This window comes from Proteiniclasticum sp. C24MP, from assembly GCF_043951855.1.
In the GTDB taxonomy this organism is placed as follows: domain Bacteria; phylum Bacillota; class Clostridia; order Clostridiales; family Clostridiaceae; genus Proteiniclasticum.
Window position 1 is genome coordinate 1 of sequence record NZ_JBINJW010000011.1, and the last position, 16,432, is coordinate 16,432.

At 47.8% G+C, this 16,432-nt stretch carries 16 protein-coding genes and 1 riboswitch; of the genes, 1 reads left to right on the forward strand and 15 read right to left on the reverse strand.

The window, feature by feature from the left end; translation table 11 throughout:
• Positions 1-190: 190 nt before the first annotated feature.
• The gene (locus ACHAL6_RS09000; protein WP_395270204.1) at positions 191-844 is read right to left on the reverse strand and encodes a DUF6977 family protein; all 654 of its coding nucleotides are present in this window, start codon (positions 842-844) and stop codon (positions 191-193) included.
• Positions 845-1,002: 158 nt separating this feature from the next.
• Here ACHAL6_RS09000 and ACHAL6_RS09005 point away from each other — a divergent pair, with 158 nt between their 5' ends.
• Positions 1,003-1,950 (forward strand): NADP-dependent oxidoreductase, encoded by a 948-nt coding sequence (locus tag ACHAL6_RS09005; protein ID WP_395270206.1) that lies wholly within the window; start codon positions 1,003-1,005, stop codon positions 1,948-1,950.
• 193 nt (positions 1,951-2,143) lie between these two features.
• On the opposite strand, the gene ACHAL6_RS09010 is transcribed toward ACHAL6_RS09005, so the two are convergent.
• The 14 genes from ACHAL6_RS09010 to mutY all read right to left on the reverse strand — a co-directional run bounded on the left by ACHAL6_RS09010 (position 2,144) and on the right by mutY (position 16,419).
• The gene (locus ACHAL6_RS09010; protein WP_395270208.1) at positions 2,144-3,166 is read right to left on the reverse strand and encodes an ATP-grasp domain-containing protein; all 1,023 of its coding nucleotides are present in this window, start codon (positions 3,164-3,166) and stop codon (positions 2,144-2,146) included.
• A 169-nt stretch (positions 3,167-3,335) separates the two neighbouring features.
• Positions 3,336-4,076, reverse strand: a complete 741-nt coding sequence (locus ACHAL6_RS09015) for an amino acid ABC transporter ATP-binding protein (protein WP_395270210.1) — start codon at positions 4,074-4,076, stop codon at positions 3,336-3,338.
• Positions 4,077-4,079: 3 nt separating this feature from the next.
• Positions 4,080-4,853 (reverse strand): amino acid ABC transporter permease, encoded by a 774-nt coding sequence (locus tag ACHAL6_RS09020; protein WP_395270212.1) that lies wholly within the window; start codon positions 4,851-4,853, stop codon positions 4,080-4,082.
• Between the two features lie 55 nt (positions 4,854-4,908).
• Positions 4,909-5,736, reverse strand: coding sequence for a transporter substrate-binding domain-containing protein (locus tag ACHAL6_RS09025; RefSeq protein ID WP_395270317.1), 828 nt, complete (start codon positions 5,734-5,736; stop codon positions 4,909-4,911).
• Positions 5,737-5,893: 157 nt separating this feature from the next.
• A riboswitch (Lysine riboswitch) is annotated at positions 5,894-6,074 on the reverse strand.
• A gap of 162 nt (positions 6,075-6,236) precedes the next feature.
• A complete protein-coding gene (locus ACHAL6_RS09030) occupies positions 6,237-7,577 on the reverse strand; it encodes a metallophosphoesterase (RefSeq protein WP_395270214.1) in 1,341 nt (446 codons plus the stop codon).
• Positions 7,578-7,630: 53 nt separating this feature from the next.
• Positions 7,631-8,299, reverse strand: a complete 669-nt coding sequence (locus ACHAL6_RS09035; protein WP_395270216.1) for a SatD family protein — start codon at positions 8,297-8,299, stop codon at positions 7,631-7,633.
• Between the two features lie 159 nt (positions 8,300-8,458).
• Positions 8,459-9,604 (reverse strand): AI-2E family transporter, encoded by a 1,146-nt coding sequence (locus tag ACHAL6_RS09040; RefSeq protein WP_395270218.1) that lies wholly within the window; start codon positions 9,602-9,604, stop codon positions 8,459-8,461.
• Positions 9,605-9,777: 173 nt separating this feature from the next.
• On the reverse strand, positions 9,778-10,218 hold the full coding sequence (locus tag ACHAL6_RS09045; protein ID WP_395270220.1) for a VOC family protein: 441 nt from the start codon (positions 10,216-10,218) through the stop codon (positions 9,778-9,780).
• Positions 10,219-10,396: 178 nt separating this feature from the next.
• Positions 10,397-10,972 carry an RNA 2',3'-cyclic phosphodiesterase gene (thpR, locus tag ACHAL6_RS09050; RefSeq protein ID WP_395270222.1) on the reverse strand — a complete coding sequence of 192 codons (576 nt, stop codon included), beginning with the start codon at positions 10,970-10,972 and terminating at the stop codon, positions 10,397-10,399.
• Positions 10,959-11,537, reverse strand: coding sequence for an indolepyruvate oxidoreductase subunit beta (locus ACHAL6_RS09055; protein WP_395270223.1), 579 nt, complete (start codon positions 11,535-11,537; stop codon positions 10,959-10,961). The genes thpR and ACHAL6_RS09055 overlap by 14 nt, the downstream gene beginning before the upstream one ends.
• The gene (locus ACHAL6_RS09060) at positions 11,528-13,333 is read right to left on the reverse strand and encodes a thiamine pyrophosphate-dependent enzyme (RefSeq protein WP_395270224.1); all 1,806 of its coding nucleotides are present in this window, start codon (positions 13,331-13,333) and stop codon (positions 11,528-11,530) included. Before ACHAL6_RS09060 ends, ACHAL6_RS09055 begins: the two co-directional genes overlap by 10 nt.
• A 186-nt stretch (positions 13,334-13,519) precedes the next feature.
• A complete protein-coding gene (locus tag ACHAL6_RS09065; RefSeq protein ID WP_395270226.1) occupies positions 13,520-14,179 on the reverse strand; it encodes a VWA domain-containing protein in 660 nt (219 codons plus the stop codon).
• Positions 14,180-14,259: 80 nt separating this feature from the next.
• Positions 14,260-15,261, reverse strand: coding sequence for a macro domain-containing protein (locus ACHAL6_RS09070; RefSeq protein WP_395270228.1), 1,002 nt, complete (start codon positions 15,259-15,261; stop codon positions 14,260-14,262).
• Positions 15,262-15,321: 60 nt separating this feature from the next.
• Complete coding sequence (gene mutY, locus ACHAL6_RS09075; RefSeq protein ID WP_395270230.1) at positions 15,322-16,419, reverse strand: A/G-specific adenine glycosylase; 1,098 nt, start codon at positions 16,417-16,419, stop codon at positions 15,322-15,324.
• Between the last annotated feature and the right edge of the window lie 13 nt (positions 16,420-16,432).

The following is a 16,432-nucleotide window of genomic DNA, read 5'->3' on the forward strand; positions in this document are numbered from 1 at the left end:
AGCGTGACCGAAATCAGTTCTTCTTTTTCCGGTCTCTCTTCAATCATCCCCATGGATCCGCTTTTCTTCACTGCAGCTTTTTTCAAAAGATCTCCCTCCTTTTCTCTTTCCTGTCCGCTTCTATTTTCAGTATACGCTAAAAAGCCATGGTTTTTAAGAGAACCATAGCTTGGAACTGTAAACCGGTGTTTCAGAATACCATCGTATAGATCTTCCGGAATGAATCCAGGTCTTTCATGACTTCATCCAGAAGCCCTGCATGATAGAGACTGATGAAATAGGCGCAGGCTCTGGCAGAGCTTGCGAACATAGTACTCATATTGTATCCGATGTCCGTGACCATATCATAGCCGGCGAGCTCTTCATGAAGCTCCTTCCGGTCATATAAGGTCTTCAGGTAGATCCAGTCAAAGAACAGATGTCTTGGCGTCAGGCTGTAGGGAACATCTTCAAAATGAAAACCCAGAAGTCTTCCTGAGCTCTTCAGTCTTTGATCCTTCGAGACATCAGCAGGATCCGCTTCCAGAAGATCTCTGTATGGGCCTCCTTTTTCAAATACTTTAGCGCTTTCGAAAATATTCATGACAGGGACCCTGTTCCCGTCCCGGGTTTCCGCCAGAAGAGCATCCCCTGTAAGTTTTCTGCCCAAGGGATCAGGAGAGTCTGAAGATACTTCCAGTATCTTTCCTCCGCTTTCATAGGCTCTGATGGCATGATGCATAGATTCGATGGATTTATGTTTCTGATTCAAGCTTTGACCACGAAAATTCTCAAAATGTATGGTCTTCTCCACGATAAGGCCCTGATAAGAGGGTTTCGCGATGAAATAAAGTCGTTTGGCCATTTGTCCTTCACCTCACTAATACTCTTATTATATCAATCTATAGGAATCATTTATTATGATTTTAGAAACCTTCTGTTAACAATGCGCTCCAGAGCTCAAAGTCCAGGTTTTTTTGTCGTATATTGAGGTAAGAAGCAGAAAAAAGGAGGAATTTTCACATGGATAAAATGCGTGCGATGACCATAGAGAAGTTCGGGGACCCTTCGGTTTTCAAATCATCCCTCTTGGACATTCCGGTTCCGAAAGAAGATGAGCTGCTGGTGAAAGTACATGCGGCTTCCTTCAATCCGGCTGATGCCGCCGCAAGAAGCGGCGAGTTCGGAAAGCTCATCGATGTCAGCAGACCCAGAATTCTCGGAGTGGACCTGGCAGGCGAAGTGGTGGCTTCAGGAGACAAAGCAAGGAAATTCAGACAAGGAGACCGGGTCTACAGCTATCTCAGCATCAAGGAGAACGGCTCCTATGCGGAGTATACGGTTCTGAAGGAAAAGGATGCGGATCTCATACCAGAGCGCCTGTCCTATGCGGAAGCGGCCAGCCTCCCGCTGAGCGCCCTCACGGCCTACCAGGGCCTCTATGACCTGGGTGAGCTCAGAGAAAACCAGCGCATCCTCATCAATGGAGCCACTGGTGGAGTAGGTGTCATGGCCGTTCAGCTGGCGAAACTGAAGAATGCACAGATCATCGGTACCGGCAGCACGGAGACCCTTTCCGTCCTCGAGGAGATGGACATCCTTCAGAGCATAGATTACAGAAAAGAGAACCTCACGGATGTCATCACGGAAAAGCTCGATCTCATCTACAACCTTGCCCCGCTGAAAGAAGACGAAATGAAGAAACTGTTCCCTCTTCTGAAAGACGGCGGACGATTCGTCAGCACCACCGGTATTCCAAAGGACGCCGGAGACAAGGACAGAATCACGCTGCTCAGCGAACAGGCTAAAAGAGGCGGAGAAAGACTTCATGAAATCTCGGAACTGGTCGAGGAAGGAAAACTGAAGCCAAGAGTTTCTTCCACCTGGAAACTGGAAGATGTACCAGAAGTCCATAGACTCCATGAAGCCGGCAAGCTTCACGGGAAAGCGGTGTTTCTCATCAGCAGCTAGAAGATGAGCATGGTTTCGAAGTAGGCGCTGCAGGAAAAGCAGAAAAACATTCCTCATGAATGAAAATGGAAGAAGACGCAGCAAGAGAACAGGTCCGTATAAATGGATCTGTTCTCTTGCTGCGTCGGAAGGTGTCTTATAGAGCGGAAACCCCTTACAGAGGTTTCCGCTTTCTTTTCAGAAAATCTCTCATCTATACTGCGGGACTGGTCTGGATCTTGTAGTCTGCGCCGGACAGATGCTCATATCTTCTTCTTGCCGAATCCATGATATGAAGAATCAGATCCTCATAGCCTATGCCGATGACCTTCGCCATCTTCACCAGATCGCTTATTTCCTGATGAAGCCCCGGCAAGGAGTTCACCTCGATGACATAAGGCTTCCCATCCATGACCCGCATATCGATGCGCGCATAGTCTCTTAAGCCCAGCGCCTTGAAGGCAGCTTCCGCTGTGGCTCTGATCTTCTCCTCCACATGATGCTCCACCTGGGCGGGAATCTGAAAACGCACATAATCATCATAATGATGCTTCACTTCAAAACTGTAGAATTTCCTGAACTTCAGAGGCAGATTCGAAAAATCGATGCCCATGACCGGAAGCGTCAACAGCTCTTGTCCGTTTCCAAGAACCCCAACGGTGAACTCCTTTCCGTCTATATATTCATTGATCAGCGCCGGCGGATCGTAGTGCTCTAGAAGATGCTTCACCTTCTTCGTCAGCTCCTCGAAATTGTGCACCAGGGAGTCATCTCTTATGCCACGGCTGGATCCTTCGTTCTTGGGTTTCACCAGAAGTGGATAAGTCAGGTCCATGGCGGAGAGCTCTTCCACCTTCATGCAGGTAAAGAATCCGGGTGTGGGTATGGAGGCTGCCTGAAGCGCTTTCCCCGAGAAGATCTTGTTGTATGCGATGTTATGGGGAAGGGGTCCCGATCCCGTATAGGGAATCCCGTATTTCTCCAGAAGGGAGGGAAGCTGGGATAATCTGGATTCTCCCTGAATACCGTTGCAGAGATTGAAAACAAAATCCACTTTCTCCTTCCTGATTCTCTCAATGAGATTCTCCTCAAAAGGAATTCGAATCACATCATATCTGCTTTTCAGCGCTTTCACCACTGCTTTTCCTACTGATTCCTTGAAGCTGTCTTCAAGAAGCCCTTCTTCGTTATGAAGAATCTCTGCTCTTGATTTGTCTGTCACTACTGCAATTTTCATTTTTACATTCGCCTCATTCTTTCAACCCGATACCGACAACATGTCAGCCAGTCTACCGTTACCATAACACCAAGTAATGAACTGCCGGTAAAGTATCCATTGAGCCCAATGAAAAAGAAGCGGTCAAGTCCTCTTTCTCCTGTCTCAGAAAGGGCTTGCCGCTTCTATATTAATTCTCTTTCAGTGTTCTCTGAAGGAAGGTTCTCGTACGCTCTTCCTTCGGTGCATTGAAGATGTCCTTCGGGTGTCCTTCTTCCACAATGACGCCATCGTTCATGAAGATGACTCGGTCTGATACATCTCTGGCAAAGGCCATTTCGTGGGTCACCACAATCATGGTAAGGCCCGCTTCCGCCAGATCCTTCATGACCTTCAGCACTTCTCCCACCATTTCAGGGTCCAGTGCAGAGGTGGGTTCATCGAAAAGAAGCACGTCCGGCTCCATGGAAAGAGCTCTTGCAATGGCCACTCTCTGCTTCTGTCCACCGGAAAGCTGCTTGGGCTTCGCATTGACATACTGGTCCATGCCCACCACCTTCAGATATTTCAGCGCAGTCTCTTCCGCTTCCTTTCTGCTTTTCTTCAGGACCTTCATCTGGCCCACCACGCAGTTTGAAAGCACATTGTGGTTCTCGAAGAGATTGAACTGCTGGAACACCATGCCGAGCTTGGTTCTATAGGCATTGATGCTCATTTCTTCCCCTAGAATGTTCTTGCCTTTGTAGAGGATCTCTCCGCCTGAGGGTGTCTCCAGCAGATTGATGCATCGAAGCAGCGTGGATTTTCCGGAACCGGAAGCGCCTATGATACAGACCACTTCACCCGCATCCACTCTGAAGTCGATGTCCTTCAGAATCTCGCGATCGCCGAAGGATTTTCGAAGATGACTGATTTCTATGATATGTTCCATTTTCTAATTCCCCCTCGCTTCGCTTTTGTGTGCCAGATCTTCCGGTTTCAGCACCTGCATCTGGTTTCCTGTGAGATTGTAGTTTTCCGGGCCGTCCATTTTCCTCTCGATGAATCTCAGGATTCTGGTTACACTGAAGGTCATCACGAGGTAGATCATGGCAGCTACAATGAATGTTTCCATATACATGTAGTTTACACCGGCAACGGATTTTGTGGCAAAGAACAGTTCTGTAACGGAAATCACGTTCAGAACGGAAGTATCCTTGATGTTGATGACGAATTCGTTTCCTGTGGCTGGAAGGATATTTCTGACAACCTGCGGCAGGACCACATTCATCATGGTCTGAAAGTGAGTCATTCCGATGGACTGAGCCGCTTCGTACTGTCCCTTGTCGATGGAGAGAATTCCTCCTCTTACGATCTCAGACATGTATGCACCGGTGTTGATGGTTACAATGAGAATCGCGGCGAAGGTTCTGTCCATATCTATGCCGTAGGTATTGGCTACCCCGTAGTAGATGATCATGGCCTGTACAATCATAGGTGTCCCTCTGAACACTTCAATGTAGACAGACATGAGACCATTGACGATCTTAAGGAAGATTTTCTTCATGCCTCTCTCCGGCTGCGGTATGGTTCTTATGATGCCGATGACAAGTCCCAGAATCGTACCCAGAATGGTACTGATGATGGAAATCTGTAAAGTGGACAAAGCCCCTCTCAGAAACATCGGCCAGTTGCTTACGGCTATATCAAAAATAGTCTCCAGTGTCATTTTATCCTCCTCGTGGAAAACCGGCTTCAGCACCGCTGAAGCCAGGTATCACATTTTACTCTGCGGAAGGCTGATTCAGAATCGCCTGATCCATTATGCTCTGCTGCTCTTCTACGGAGAGTTCTCCTAGAATGGCGTTGATTTCTTCAACCAGTGTCTCATTTCCCTTCTTGATTCCGACCGCGATGGCTGTATCGTCAGGGGAAGTCTCAAACCCGTCTGTCAGTTCAATGAAAGTGAACTTGTCGTTGGCTGCGGAAGCACTAACCGCTTCCGGTCTTTCTGTCACGTAGGCATCAATGACACCGGACTCCAGGGCCACTCTGATGGCGGAGAAGTTGTCCATGGCTGTCTGCTTCTGTACGCCTTCGATCTGATCGATGACATCGTAGTGGAAGGTGTTCAGCTGCGCTGTGATCTTCGCTCCGCTGAAATCGGAAAGACTCTGTGCACCTGCATAGGCACCGTCTTTTGCCACAACAATGACAAGATCGGACATGTAGTAGTTGTCTGTGAAATCAATGGATTCTTTTCTCTTTTCCGTAGGAGACATACCGGCGATGATGGCATCGATGGTGCCTGACTTCAGTGCAGGAACCAGTCCGTCCCATTCGACCTTGACGATGACAAGCTCTTCTCCAAGACCTTCTGCAATCCTCTTGGCAACCTCCACATCATATCCAGCCGCATATTCTTCCGTACCTTCAATCTTCACTGCGCCGCTTGCATCATCGCTCTGTGTCCAGTTGAACGGTGCATAGCCGGCTTCCATTCCTACCTTGAATACGCCATCCCCTTCGGCATCGATCTTTGTTCCGCATCCTGTTACTATCACCAACGCACTCATGATTACCATGATCATCATACTGATTCTTCTCATTATGTTTCTCTCCTTTTCGTCTGCATATTATACATATACAGCTTCCTATTATTTATAATTATTCATTCTAACGTTTTAATAGTGTTTTTCCGACAAATAAAAAAATACCCGAGACGAACTCAGGCATTAAAATGCAACCCTTGAACCCCTTTCTTTCCCTTGATAAGATAGCTCAACCTTATAACCTGGGTAAGCCATAAGGACAGTCCTGCAGCTCTTAACTGCAAGCCCAGCATAAAGCGGTGAGGCCACTTTACACTTCGGCGAAATTTCCTGTGCCATGGGATCTTTGCTTCCTCTGCTTCTCCATGGTTCTTAAATACCGCTCCTCTACCTCACCTTACAAAGATGAGGTCACTATTAAATTGTTGCCTCTATACTATCTCAATACGAAAAAAGTGTCAACCTGAATTCTGAATAAATATGAGATTGACACAAATCGTGGAACATTATCTGCGCTGTAAATCTTTACACGTACTTTGAAATTCAAAGATTCTCAAAGTTCATTCACCGATTCTGAGCATATTGTCATCCGGACCAGATTCATTCAGGATCCGCTGCATATAATACGCCGTCTTCTCGTCCCCCACTTCCCCCATAAGGCGGAAACCCTCATGAAGTCTCATTTCTTCCGTGAGCTGATCTTCATCACCCCCGAAATAGAGCACATTCAGCATGCCGATGGCTTCTGCCATGATACCTGCTTCCTCTTCTGTGGCGTTCGACTCTTCAAGGAGTCTATGATAGATCCGTGTCGCGGACTTCTCTTCAAAATAGGATTTCGAATAGGCATCCAGAGACCGGAAATCCTTCAGGGCACTGCCCAGCATGATTTCAGTGAGATCCAGTTTTCTGCTCCGGTACTCGATGCCGTACTCTTCAGACACCCGGATTCTGCCGTATTTATGAGGATAAACGGAAAGCGCATTGGTGGCGATTTCGTAGACAGGGTCCATTTCCTCATTGACCGTGATGTCCTGAATGTGGATATGACCTGTGAGATTGAGCTTCACACCGCTTCTTCTGATGATGCCGAGATACTCCTCATGGTTGTCGATCATATATCCTTCTCTGGCGATGCCGCTGTGCATCAGCGCGTTGTGATGGGTCACTGTGATGACTTCAGCCCCTGCCTCCTGCGCACTGTTTAGAACTTCCTTCATCCATGTGAAGGTACCCAGGCTCAGGATCCCTCCAGCTTCCGGATAGCCAAGCTCCATATTTCTCTGGTATCTGTTTGTGTCGATCATGAGAATCCAGGTTTTCTCATTCGCTTTCACGGCATAGCTCAAGGAATTTTCATCTTCGGAAAAAGCCTGCGAAAATCCGTTCTGCTTATAGATCTCCCTGAACGCTTCCGGTGAAACGGTATCTACTCTGGTCTGCTTTTCCCCCTGAAACCCTCTTGCATAGGGATTGTTCACATCATGATTTCCCGGGGTCACATAGACTTCTATGCCCGCATCCTCGATCTCTAGAAAGAGCGCAGCCAGATCCAGATGGCTTTCCCGTTCGCCGTTGTTTGTCAGATCGCCGCTGACAATCAGGCCATCGGGCTTCGCAGCTATGATCTCATCTTTGAAGGCATCTGTAATCCGATGGATCTCATTCAGATTCTTTCCGTCCCCCACTTCCATATACCGCTGAAAGGAAGGGCCTTGATCATTGATGGAAGGGGAAAGGAAGTGAAGGTCCGAGATGACCCAGAGATCAAGCCCTTCCTGCGCCAGAAAAGCCTTTTCCTGGTCACTGTTTTCATTCCTGCCGCTCTTTTCATAGCCGACGAGAAAGAAGGCTGAAAGAATCAGAAAAAGTATGATGACGATGCTCTGTGTTTTCTTCAAAAGTGAACCTCCGATTTCCATGATTTCTGAAGCTGCCCTGTATAGGGCAATCTTTACTGTCTTTTCTCTTTTCCCCACTCCGCTTCAAGAAGCAGAGATATTTCTTTCCTTGCACGGATGTAGTTATAGTAGCCGCTGCTTTGTATTCTCTGATTCAGCGCCTGGGTGGAAAGTCCCAGTTCCCCGGCCAGTTCGATCTGCTTCACTGAAAGGTCATGTCCATGAAGAAGCACCGATTTCTTTACCACTTCTTTCTGGGTGTCTCTCCATCGGCTTTCAATATACCCGCAGAGCCTTATGGTCTCGTTCATGATCCGCACAAGATTTCTGTTTTCGTCTGCTTCGATGCGGATCTTCGTACTGCCGTAATCATTGTCCTCATTTAGCGCCAGAAGAGCTTCCCTCGCGTTCCAGTAGGCGGGACCATCGATTCCGATGCTCAGCTTGCTGATCCTTGTCTCGATGTCACCTACGCCGATGCCGAAGAAAAGCTCCACCTCATCCATGCGGAATCGGATCTCATCGATGATTTCCATGACGGAATCCCCAGATGATAGAAGCCCCTGAAACTCATTTCCGATGGTCATCGAGAAATTCGATGCGATGACCTCCTTATAGTCTCCATTGACTTTCTTCAGTGTATCCGAAAGCATTTTTTCCACCTGAGATCTGGTCTGTGCGGGCTTGAGAAGTCTCAGCTCCCCTATGATCATAAAATACATGTTATCTCTCCTGAAGCTGTTTTTCTTTATTATATCATTGATTCCATCCATTTCCGACTTAAAACCTTTATGAATCCGGGAACAATCAGACTGCAGTGCACTTGACTTTTACTACCCAAGAAAGGAGTCCAGCTCAGTGCGGACTCCTTGTGATTTCAGCTATTTGTATTTTCGTTCGTCTACATCCTTGTCATCCAGTCTGTTACCCACATTTCTCTTGATGAGCACATAGAAGACGGATGCGATGGGTACTGCCAGAAGAATCCCAAGAATTCCGTAGAGTCCTCCCCCCACCATGACTGCCGCCAGCACCCAGAGGGCGGGAAGCCCGATGGAATTGCCTACAACCTTAGGATAGATGAAATCTCCCTCTATCTGCTGCAGTACAAAGAACAGCACCAGGAACCATAAGGCCTGTACAGGACTGTTCACGAAGATCAGGAAGAAGCCGATGGCCATGGCGATGAACGCACCCACAATGGGGATGATCGCTGTCAGGGTCACAAGTACCCCTACAACCACCGCGTAAGGGAATCCGAAGATCAGCATGGAGACCACGAACATCATGCCCAGAATCACCGCTTCCGTAAGCTGCCCTGTGACAAACTTCTGGAAGATGTCGCTGACAAGGATGGTGATGCCCAGAAACTGGTCCACCCTTTTTTCTGGCAGGTACGCATAAAGAATTCTTCTCACCTGCCTGCCCAGATTCTCCTTGTCAAATAGAATGTAGATGGCGAAGATGAGACCCAGGAGAATGTTCATGGCACCTGAGAACAGTCTGGTCAGAACGCTCACCGTGAAGTCCGCCAGGTTGTTTCCACCCACCATGATGACATCCATAAGGGTTTCTCCGATGTTTTCAAGGGAGAGGTCCACATTGTTCAGATAATCTTCAAACATAGGGAAACTGCCCATGATACCTTCCAGCCATACTTTTGCATCTTCGAAGAAATCAGGAAGCATTTTCCCGATATTGTCGAAGGTTCTGGCCATTTCCGGAATGACGATGAGAAGCACCAGTGCCAGGATCAGAATCAGTGTCAGGAGTGCCACAACGATGCTCACTGCTCTTTTCACTTTCTTCTTTCCGATCCCGGAGAAAAGTCTTTCCAGCTGCTTCACATAGATGTTCAGCACAAAGGCCAGGGCACCACCGATAAACAGCGGTACCATCGGTTTCAGAACGGTGCCGAAGACGTCCATGATAAACGGAATGTGTTTTAAAGCCCACGCAAACAGAATTGCGGAAAAAATGATGGTTATCAGGCTTTTTACGGTTTTCTTGTCTAAAATAATGCTCACCTCTTCCTGCAGGGTTTCCTTGCAATATGATTATTTCATTTCTTTCAACTGCTTTTATATTGCTTATTATAGCGTAGTTCCAGAAAGAATGACATGAAGAAAAGCTTAATTCTTTCCATACTTCCATATATTTCCCATAGAGAAAGCGGATAGGCGTGCTATCCGCTTTCTGATCAGGACTCTATGCTGAATTCTCCCACTTCCGGTGAAGCGTTGAACTGCCAGTGGATTCCATACTGGTCGGTGATGCTTCCGTAGATGGGGCTCCACTCCGTTTCCTGAAGTTCCATTTCCACCGTTCCATTTTCCTTCATCCGATAGAAATACTTCGTGACAGTTTCCACATCCTTGCAGATGACCGTGAGATTCATATTGTTTCCCACCTTGTATTCCATGCCCGGGAAGATATCCGACATCATGATGCGGTCTCCTTCAATCTCCAGTTCCGTATACATGATGAGATTCATGGCTTCCAGCGGAACACTGTGATCCTCTTCTCTTATGCCTTCCCCGAAGGTCATGAATACCGGAGGTTTCGTTTCGAAGACCTCACTGTAGTATTCTGCAGCTTCTCTGCAGTCTCCGTTGTAATTGATGAATATCTGAACGCCCATAAAGTACTCTCCTTTCCTGTTTCTCTTCTCTTTATTTTCCCATACCTCAGCCGTGGAGCTGTGTATACTCTGTGTACTTTCAGAAAACTCTTTCTGAAAATGTGAAGTCCCGGCAGAAGATTTCATCCATCTCAGCCAGGACCTCTCATAGTTCTTACTCCGTTATCCTAGGAGAACCCTACACTCTCTTCACATTGAGAGGAGTCTCGTAGATATTGATGTACTTCTGCTCCTCTCCTTCTTTCACACTTTCAAACAGAACCAGTTTGTCCATGAGAATCGGAAGCTTCGGAAGCTTCATCTTATGGTTCAGCTCCTCGATGCCTTCCACGTTTTCCAGATATTCCCCGTTTCTCACCAGTGTGATATGAGGAACATAAGTCGAAGGGTCTTTCTTGTAGAACAGCTTCTCCAGCTCTTCATCCAGCAGCTCACGGATCTCCGCCAGCTTTTCCCTGCTCTTCACCCCCATCCAGATGGTGGACCGGTCTCCTTTTCTGAATTCATCAAGCTCTGCCATATAGGTGAGAAAGAGCTGAGATTTCATGGCCACTTCCTGCATGATCTCCTCTATGACCGGAATTCTGTTCTCCCTGGTTTCACCCAGGAACCTCAGCGTGATATGATAATTGTCTCTTGGTGTAGGATGTCCCTCTTTCAGATGCATCATGATTCTCTTGTTGGTCTCTGACAGATTTTCCTTGTGGATCTGATTCAGTTCGATTCCTATGAAAAGTCTTTTACTCTCTGACATACGCTTTACCCCTCCTGAAGGCGACCAGGTTTTCCTCTACTGCCTTTTTCGGAACATTCTCCTTGAGCACTTCATGCCATACTTCATCCTCGATTTCAAGAAAGTTCGAAAGCACACCGAGGATGATGGTATTTGCCGCTCTGATGTTGCCTGAGGCTTTGGCTTCCGCCTGAGCATCAATTTCAATGACCTTGAATTTCTCTTTCAGTTTTTCGATTTCCTCTTCAGGGTACTTCTCCTTCTCCAGAAGCACCGGCGTAGGATAGACTCTGTTGGTGTTGAGAATCACAAGCCCTCCCTCTTTCAGTCCATGGCTCCATCTCAAAGCTTCCAGAGGTTCCATGCCCAGCACGATGTCCGCTTCGCCTGGCAGGATGTTCGGGGAATGCACGGTTTCAGCCATCTTCACCGTACCCCAGACTGTGCCGCCTCTCTGCGAGAGCCCGACCACATCATTGGTTTTCACATCCAGACCTGCTTTGAATGCGGCTTCTGAAATGATTCTTGTGGCAAGGACCAGTCCCTGTCCACCTACTCCTGCGATGATGATACTTCTTAAATCCATTCTTTCTGTTCCCCCTTCAGTGATTTCTTGATGGCGCCTACAGGACAGACCTGCGCGCACACACTACATCCCACACACATGTTGGGATCGATGGAAGATTTCAGTTTATCGATGCCCGGATACTGCTTCATCCTGATGGGCGGACAGTTGGTCTTGACGCAGGATCTGCAGCCGATGCAGATCTTCGGATCCACATAGTAATTCGGCTCCTTGATCTTGAATTTCAGTGCACAAGGTCTTGTGGCGATGATCACCGAAATGCCCTTCTTCTTCACTTCTTCCTTCAGTGTGTCTCGGAACAGGTTGTAGTCAAACTGATCCACGTACTGCACGTTCTCGATGCCCATGGTGTTCAGCATGGATTGGATGTCGATGTGCATATCGTCATTGACATCATATTTTCCTGAACTTCCGTTGCCCTGACCACCGGTCATGGCAGTGGTTCCGTTCTGAAGGATGATGAATGTCATATTATCATTTTCCTCCATCTGATGCATGAGATTGGCGAACCCCGTCATACCGGAATGGAAGAAGGTTCCATCACCGATGACAGATACCAGAGGCTTGTCGTTTCCTTTCATGCGCATGACCTTGTTCATGCCTTTGGTGATGCCTACCGTGGCACCCATGCTGATCATGGTGTGGGATGCCTCAAACGCCGGCAGCACCGACATGGAGTAGCATCCGATGTCGCCCATGACAAGAACCTTCATCTTCTTCAGAATATCAAAGACCGGTCTGTGAGGACATCCTGAACAGAACATGGGCGGTCTTGATACCATCTCTTTTCTTTCCAGCAGTTCCAGCCTTCTTTCTGTGATGAGACCCGCCTTGAACAGGCCCTCTTCGATATTTTCCGTATTGAGCTCTCCCGTGAAGGAGAACCACTCTTTCCCTTCGCAGGGGATGCCCATGAGCTTCAGCTCATTCTCCATAAAAGGCATCAGTTCCTCAATGACGATGATCCGATCATATTTTTCACTGAGCTCCTTCAGTCTTTCTCCACTCAGCGGATAGATCATACCCGGTCTGTAGATGCTGTAGGGAACATTAAGCTCCATGAGATTGTGATAGACGAGCCCTGATGCGATGAGAAGCACCCTGGATCCTTCCACTTCTTTCAGAAGATTCACCGGTGCATCATACGCATATTTTGAAAATGCTTCTATTCTCTCCTTCATGGCAAACTGCCTGGCATGGGTGATGGGTGGAAGCATGGTGTATTTCGAGTTGTCCGGTGTGAAGCCCTTAGGCTCATATTCCACCCGAGGCTCTTCCGTGACGATTCCTCTGGCATGACAGACTCTGGAGGTGATATCCAGCATCATGGGTGTTTCATATTCTTCGGACAGATCAAAGGCAAGCTTGGCATAATCCTTCGCTTCCTGAGAACTACCAGGAAAAAAGATCGGCATATTGGCGAACTTACCGATGATCCGGTTGTCCTGTTCATTCTGGGAACTGGCCATACCGGGATCATCTCCTGTGACAAGCAGAAATCCTCCATTCATGGGTGTCTGGGTGAAGGTCATGAGCGGGTCCATGGCCACGTTGACGCCTACATGCTTCATGGACACCATGGAACGCGCTCCATAAAAGGAGCTTCCGATAGCCACTTCCAGTGCCACTTTTTCATTCACGCTGAATTCCGCATAGACACCTTCATACTTCTTCACAGATTCCAGAAGCTCCACAGTGGGAGACCCCGGATAACTGGAAGCCAGAAGCCCTCCCGCCTCATAAAAACCCCTTGCGACGGCTTCATTCCCTGTAAGTACCTTTTTAACTGTTGTCATATTGATTAACCCCCAACTTTATTCCATATTACTCTTCTATCTTACCATTTATTGACAAAATATTGAATTAATTTAACCGGAATCGTTAAATATATATTGAACCGATCTTTTCCATTTTCTGTCTGCACAGAAAAAGAGAGAGCGCTACGCTCTCTTTCTCTGATGCCATGTGCATCTGTATCCAGTCTATCTGTGCGGATCCTTTCTCTTTCTTTCCTTATGGTCCTTCTCAATGTTCTTTTTCCAGTCATCAGGAATGGCACTGCTTCTTCTCATGTTCTCCACCGCACAGCTGATGGTTTCAAAGTTCAGTTTCGTCCCTTCCACATCCGCATGATACGTCACGGCGCGGTCTCTCTGAATGCCGAAATCCTCCGCCACATACTCCGCATCCATGTTGGCACCCAGAAAAATGAATTCGAAACCATAACGCTCCTTCAGCCTTTGGATTCTGCTTTTTATGGCTGCCAGATGATACTCCGTGCTGGCGTTCTCCATCCCGTCAGTGGTGATGACCACCATGACGCGGTCATCCCTGTTGCCCCTCTCCTTGTAGTGATTCTCCATATGGTCCAGTGTGATGCCGATGGCATCATAGAGTGCTGTGGTGCCTGATACATGGTAATCTCTATGATTCAGAGGTCTCACAAAACGGATGTCTTCCCTGTCATGGAGAATCCGTACGTTGTGGTTGAAGAGCACCGTGGTGACGTATGCTTTTCCAGGCAGTCTTTTCTGATCCTCCAGCATGGCATTGTAGCCGCCGATGGTGTCTCTTTCCAGTCCTGACATGGAACCGCTTCTGTCCAGAATCATGACCAGGTCTGTTCGTTTTTCTTTTCTCATTTTCGTTCCCTCCATCGCTTTGATGCTGTAATCATAGCAGAGGCGGAAATGAAAAAGGTCGCCTCCCGGGCGACATTTCTCTAGGTCAGTGTCTGTTGCATATAGGCAAAGAGACTTTCATTGATTTCAAAGATATCATAGTTCTTCGTGACGAGGAAATACTCGATGATGGTATCGAACTGGCTGGAATGGGAAAGGGTGAATCCTGCACGCCCCAGAAGGTCCAGCGTCTCGTCCAGATTCAGCTCCAGAGCGATGGCAAAGGAGATGGCTGTAGTCTTGCTGGGCTTGTAATCTTTATCCACTCTGATTTTGGAGAAGTGCTGTCTTGATATGTTCGCTTTCTTGTAGGCCTGTGCATCGGTATACCCTTTTTCGTCGATGAGTTTCAAGAGTCTTTCCGAAAAGGTCTCCTCCAGTTTTTCGAAATAGTCCTCCAGCGAGATGCTCTCCATGGAAGCTTCACTGGCCATGGAAGGCACTTCCAGAGTACTGTTCGCATAGTACTCAGGAAGCTCCCTCTTTCTTTTGAGAAGACCTCTCCTCTGTTCATGCTCGTAGTATTCCAGTAGATACTTCTCGATGGATGATCTTCTCTCCGCGCTGATCTTCAGAGATTTCTGATCATAGATCACCAGATACACCAGAAGATCGGCGTCTTCCAGAAAGTCCGTGATGGCTTCTCTGGCCACTCTCAGTGCTTCCTCCTTGGGATAGCCATAGATGCCCGAGGAGATGAGCGGAAAGGCCACAGACTCCAGATCATGGCTTTGAGCGAGATTCAGCGCGCTTTCATAAGCGCTTCGAAGCTTTGCTTCCTCCTGATGATGTCCACCCTGCCAGATGGGACCCACCGCGTGGATGATGTGCTTCGCTTTCAGTCTGTATCCCTTCGTTATCACTGCACTTCCCTCAGGACACATATGGATCTCATCGCATTCCTTCTGAAGCTCTTCTGGACCTGCCTTCAGAAAAATGGCGCCGCAGACGCCTCCCCCCATTTTCAGGGTGGTGTTGGCGGCATTGACGATGGCATCCACTTTCATTTCTGTGATATCGCCCTTTACAATCTTAAACGGCATCTTTCCACTCCTCCTTCCCATTCCTTCTCGGAAAATCTGACATTGCATACTGATTCCAATCTAGAGAAAAGTCTGCTGATTTTCCTCATCCAGCTTCTCCAGATATTCTCTGAAGGCGGTTGCCAGCGTATATTTCTCCCGGATGGTTTCCCTGGGTTCAAAAAGCATCATTTCTCCTGGTTTTTCCACTTTGATGTGATAAGCCTTCAGTTTCCATTCTATATGCGTGAACAGAAATTTCTTGTCCTTCAGAGGTTCTATAGACAGCGGCACAAGATCCATTTCTTTCACAAGCTCCTCCACTTCCTCCTTCACATAAAAACCTTCTTCGTGAGGAAACTCATAGAGTCCTCCAAGAAGTTTCCCATCGGGTCTCTTCCGGATGGCATAGGTCCCTTCATGTTCCAGAAGAAGCACAGTGCGTTCTTCCACTTTTTTCTCTTTGGCTTTCTTCTTTCTGGGTATCTCATCCTGGATCTCTTCTTCGAAGGCGATGCAGTATTTCTTCACAGGGCAGAGACCACATCTGGGGCTTCCGTTGGGGATGCAGATCAGTGCGCCCACTTCGATGAGTCCCTGATTGAAATCCCCCACCTGCTGATCCGGAAGAAGATCCCTCACGGCTTCCTTCAGAAGTTTCTGGGTCTTTCTCTCCTTGATGTCCTCTTTGACCCCCAGAAGCCTCGCCATGACACGGTAGACATTCCCGTCCACTGCAGGCACCTTTTCCCCGAAGGCTTCTGAGGCGATGGCTCCTGCCGTGTATTCTCCGATGCCTTTGAGTCTGATCAGCTCCTCATAGGTCTCCGGAAGTCTTCCCTCATGGTTTTCCACCAGATGGATGGCTGTGCTTCTCAGATTCCTGACACGGTTATAATAACCAAGCCCTTCCCAGTATTTCATAAGCTCCTCTGTATCGGACTCCGCCAGTGCTCTGATGTCTGGATACTTCCCGATGAAACGATGAAAATAGGGAATCACCGTATCCACCCTTGTCTGCTGCAGCATGATCTCCGACAGCCAGATGTAGTATGGGAGAGGCTCCTCTCTCCAAGGCATGGTTCTTCTCTCCCACTGATACCAGGAAAGAATTCTGTCCCTGAAATCCTCTTTATGATTCAGAACATATATTTTCGCATTGCTGAATTCTATGGTCATTTATCCTCCTTGA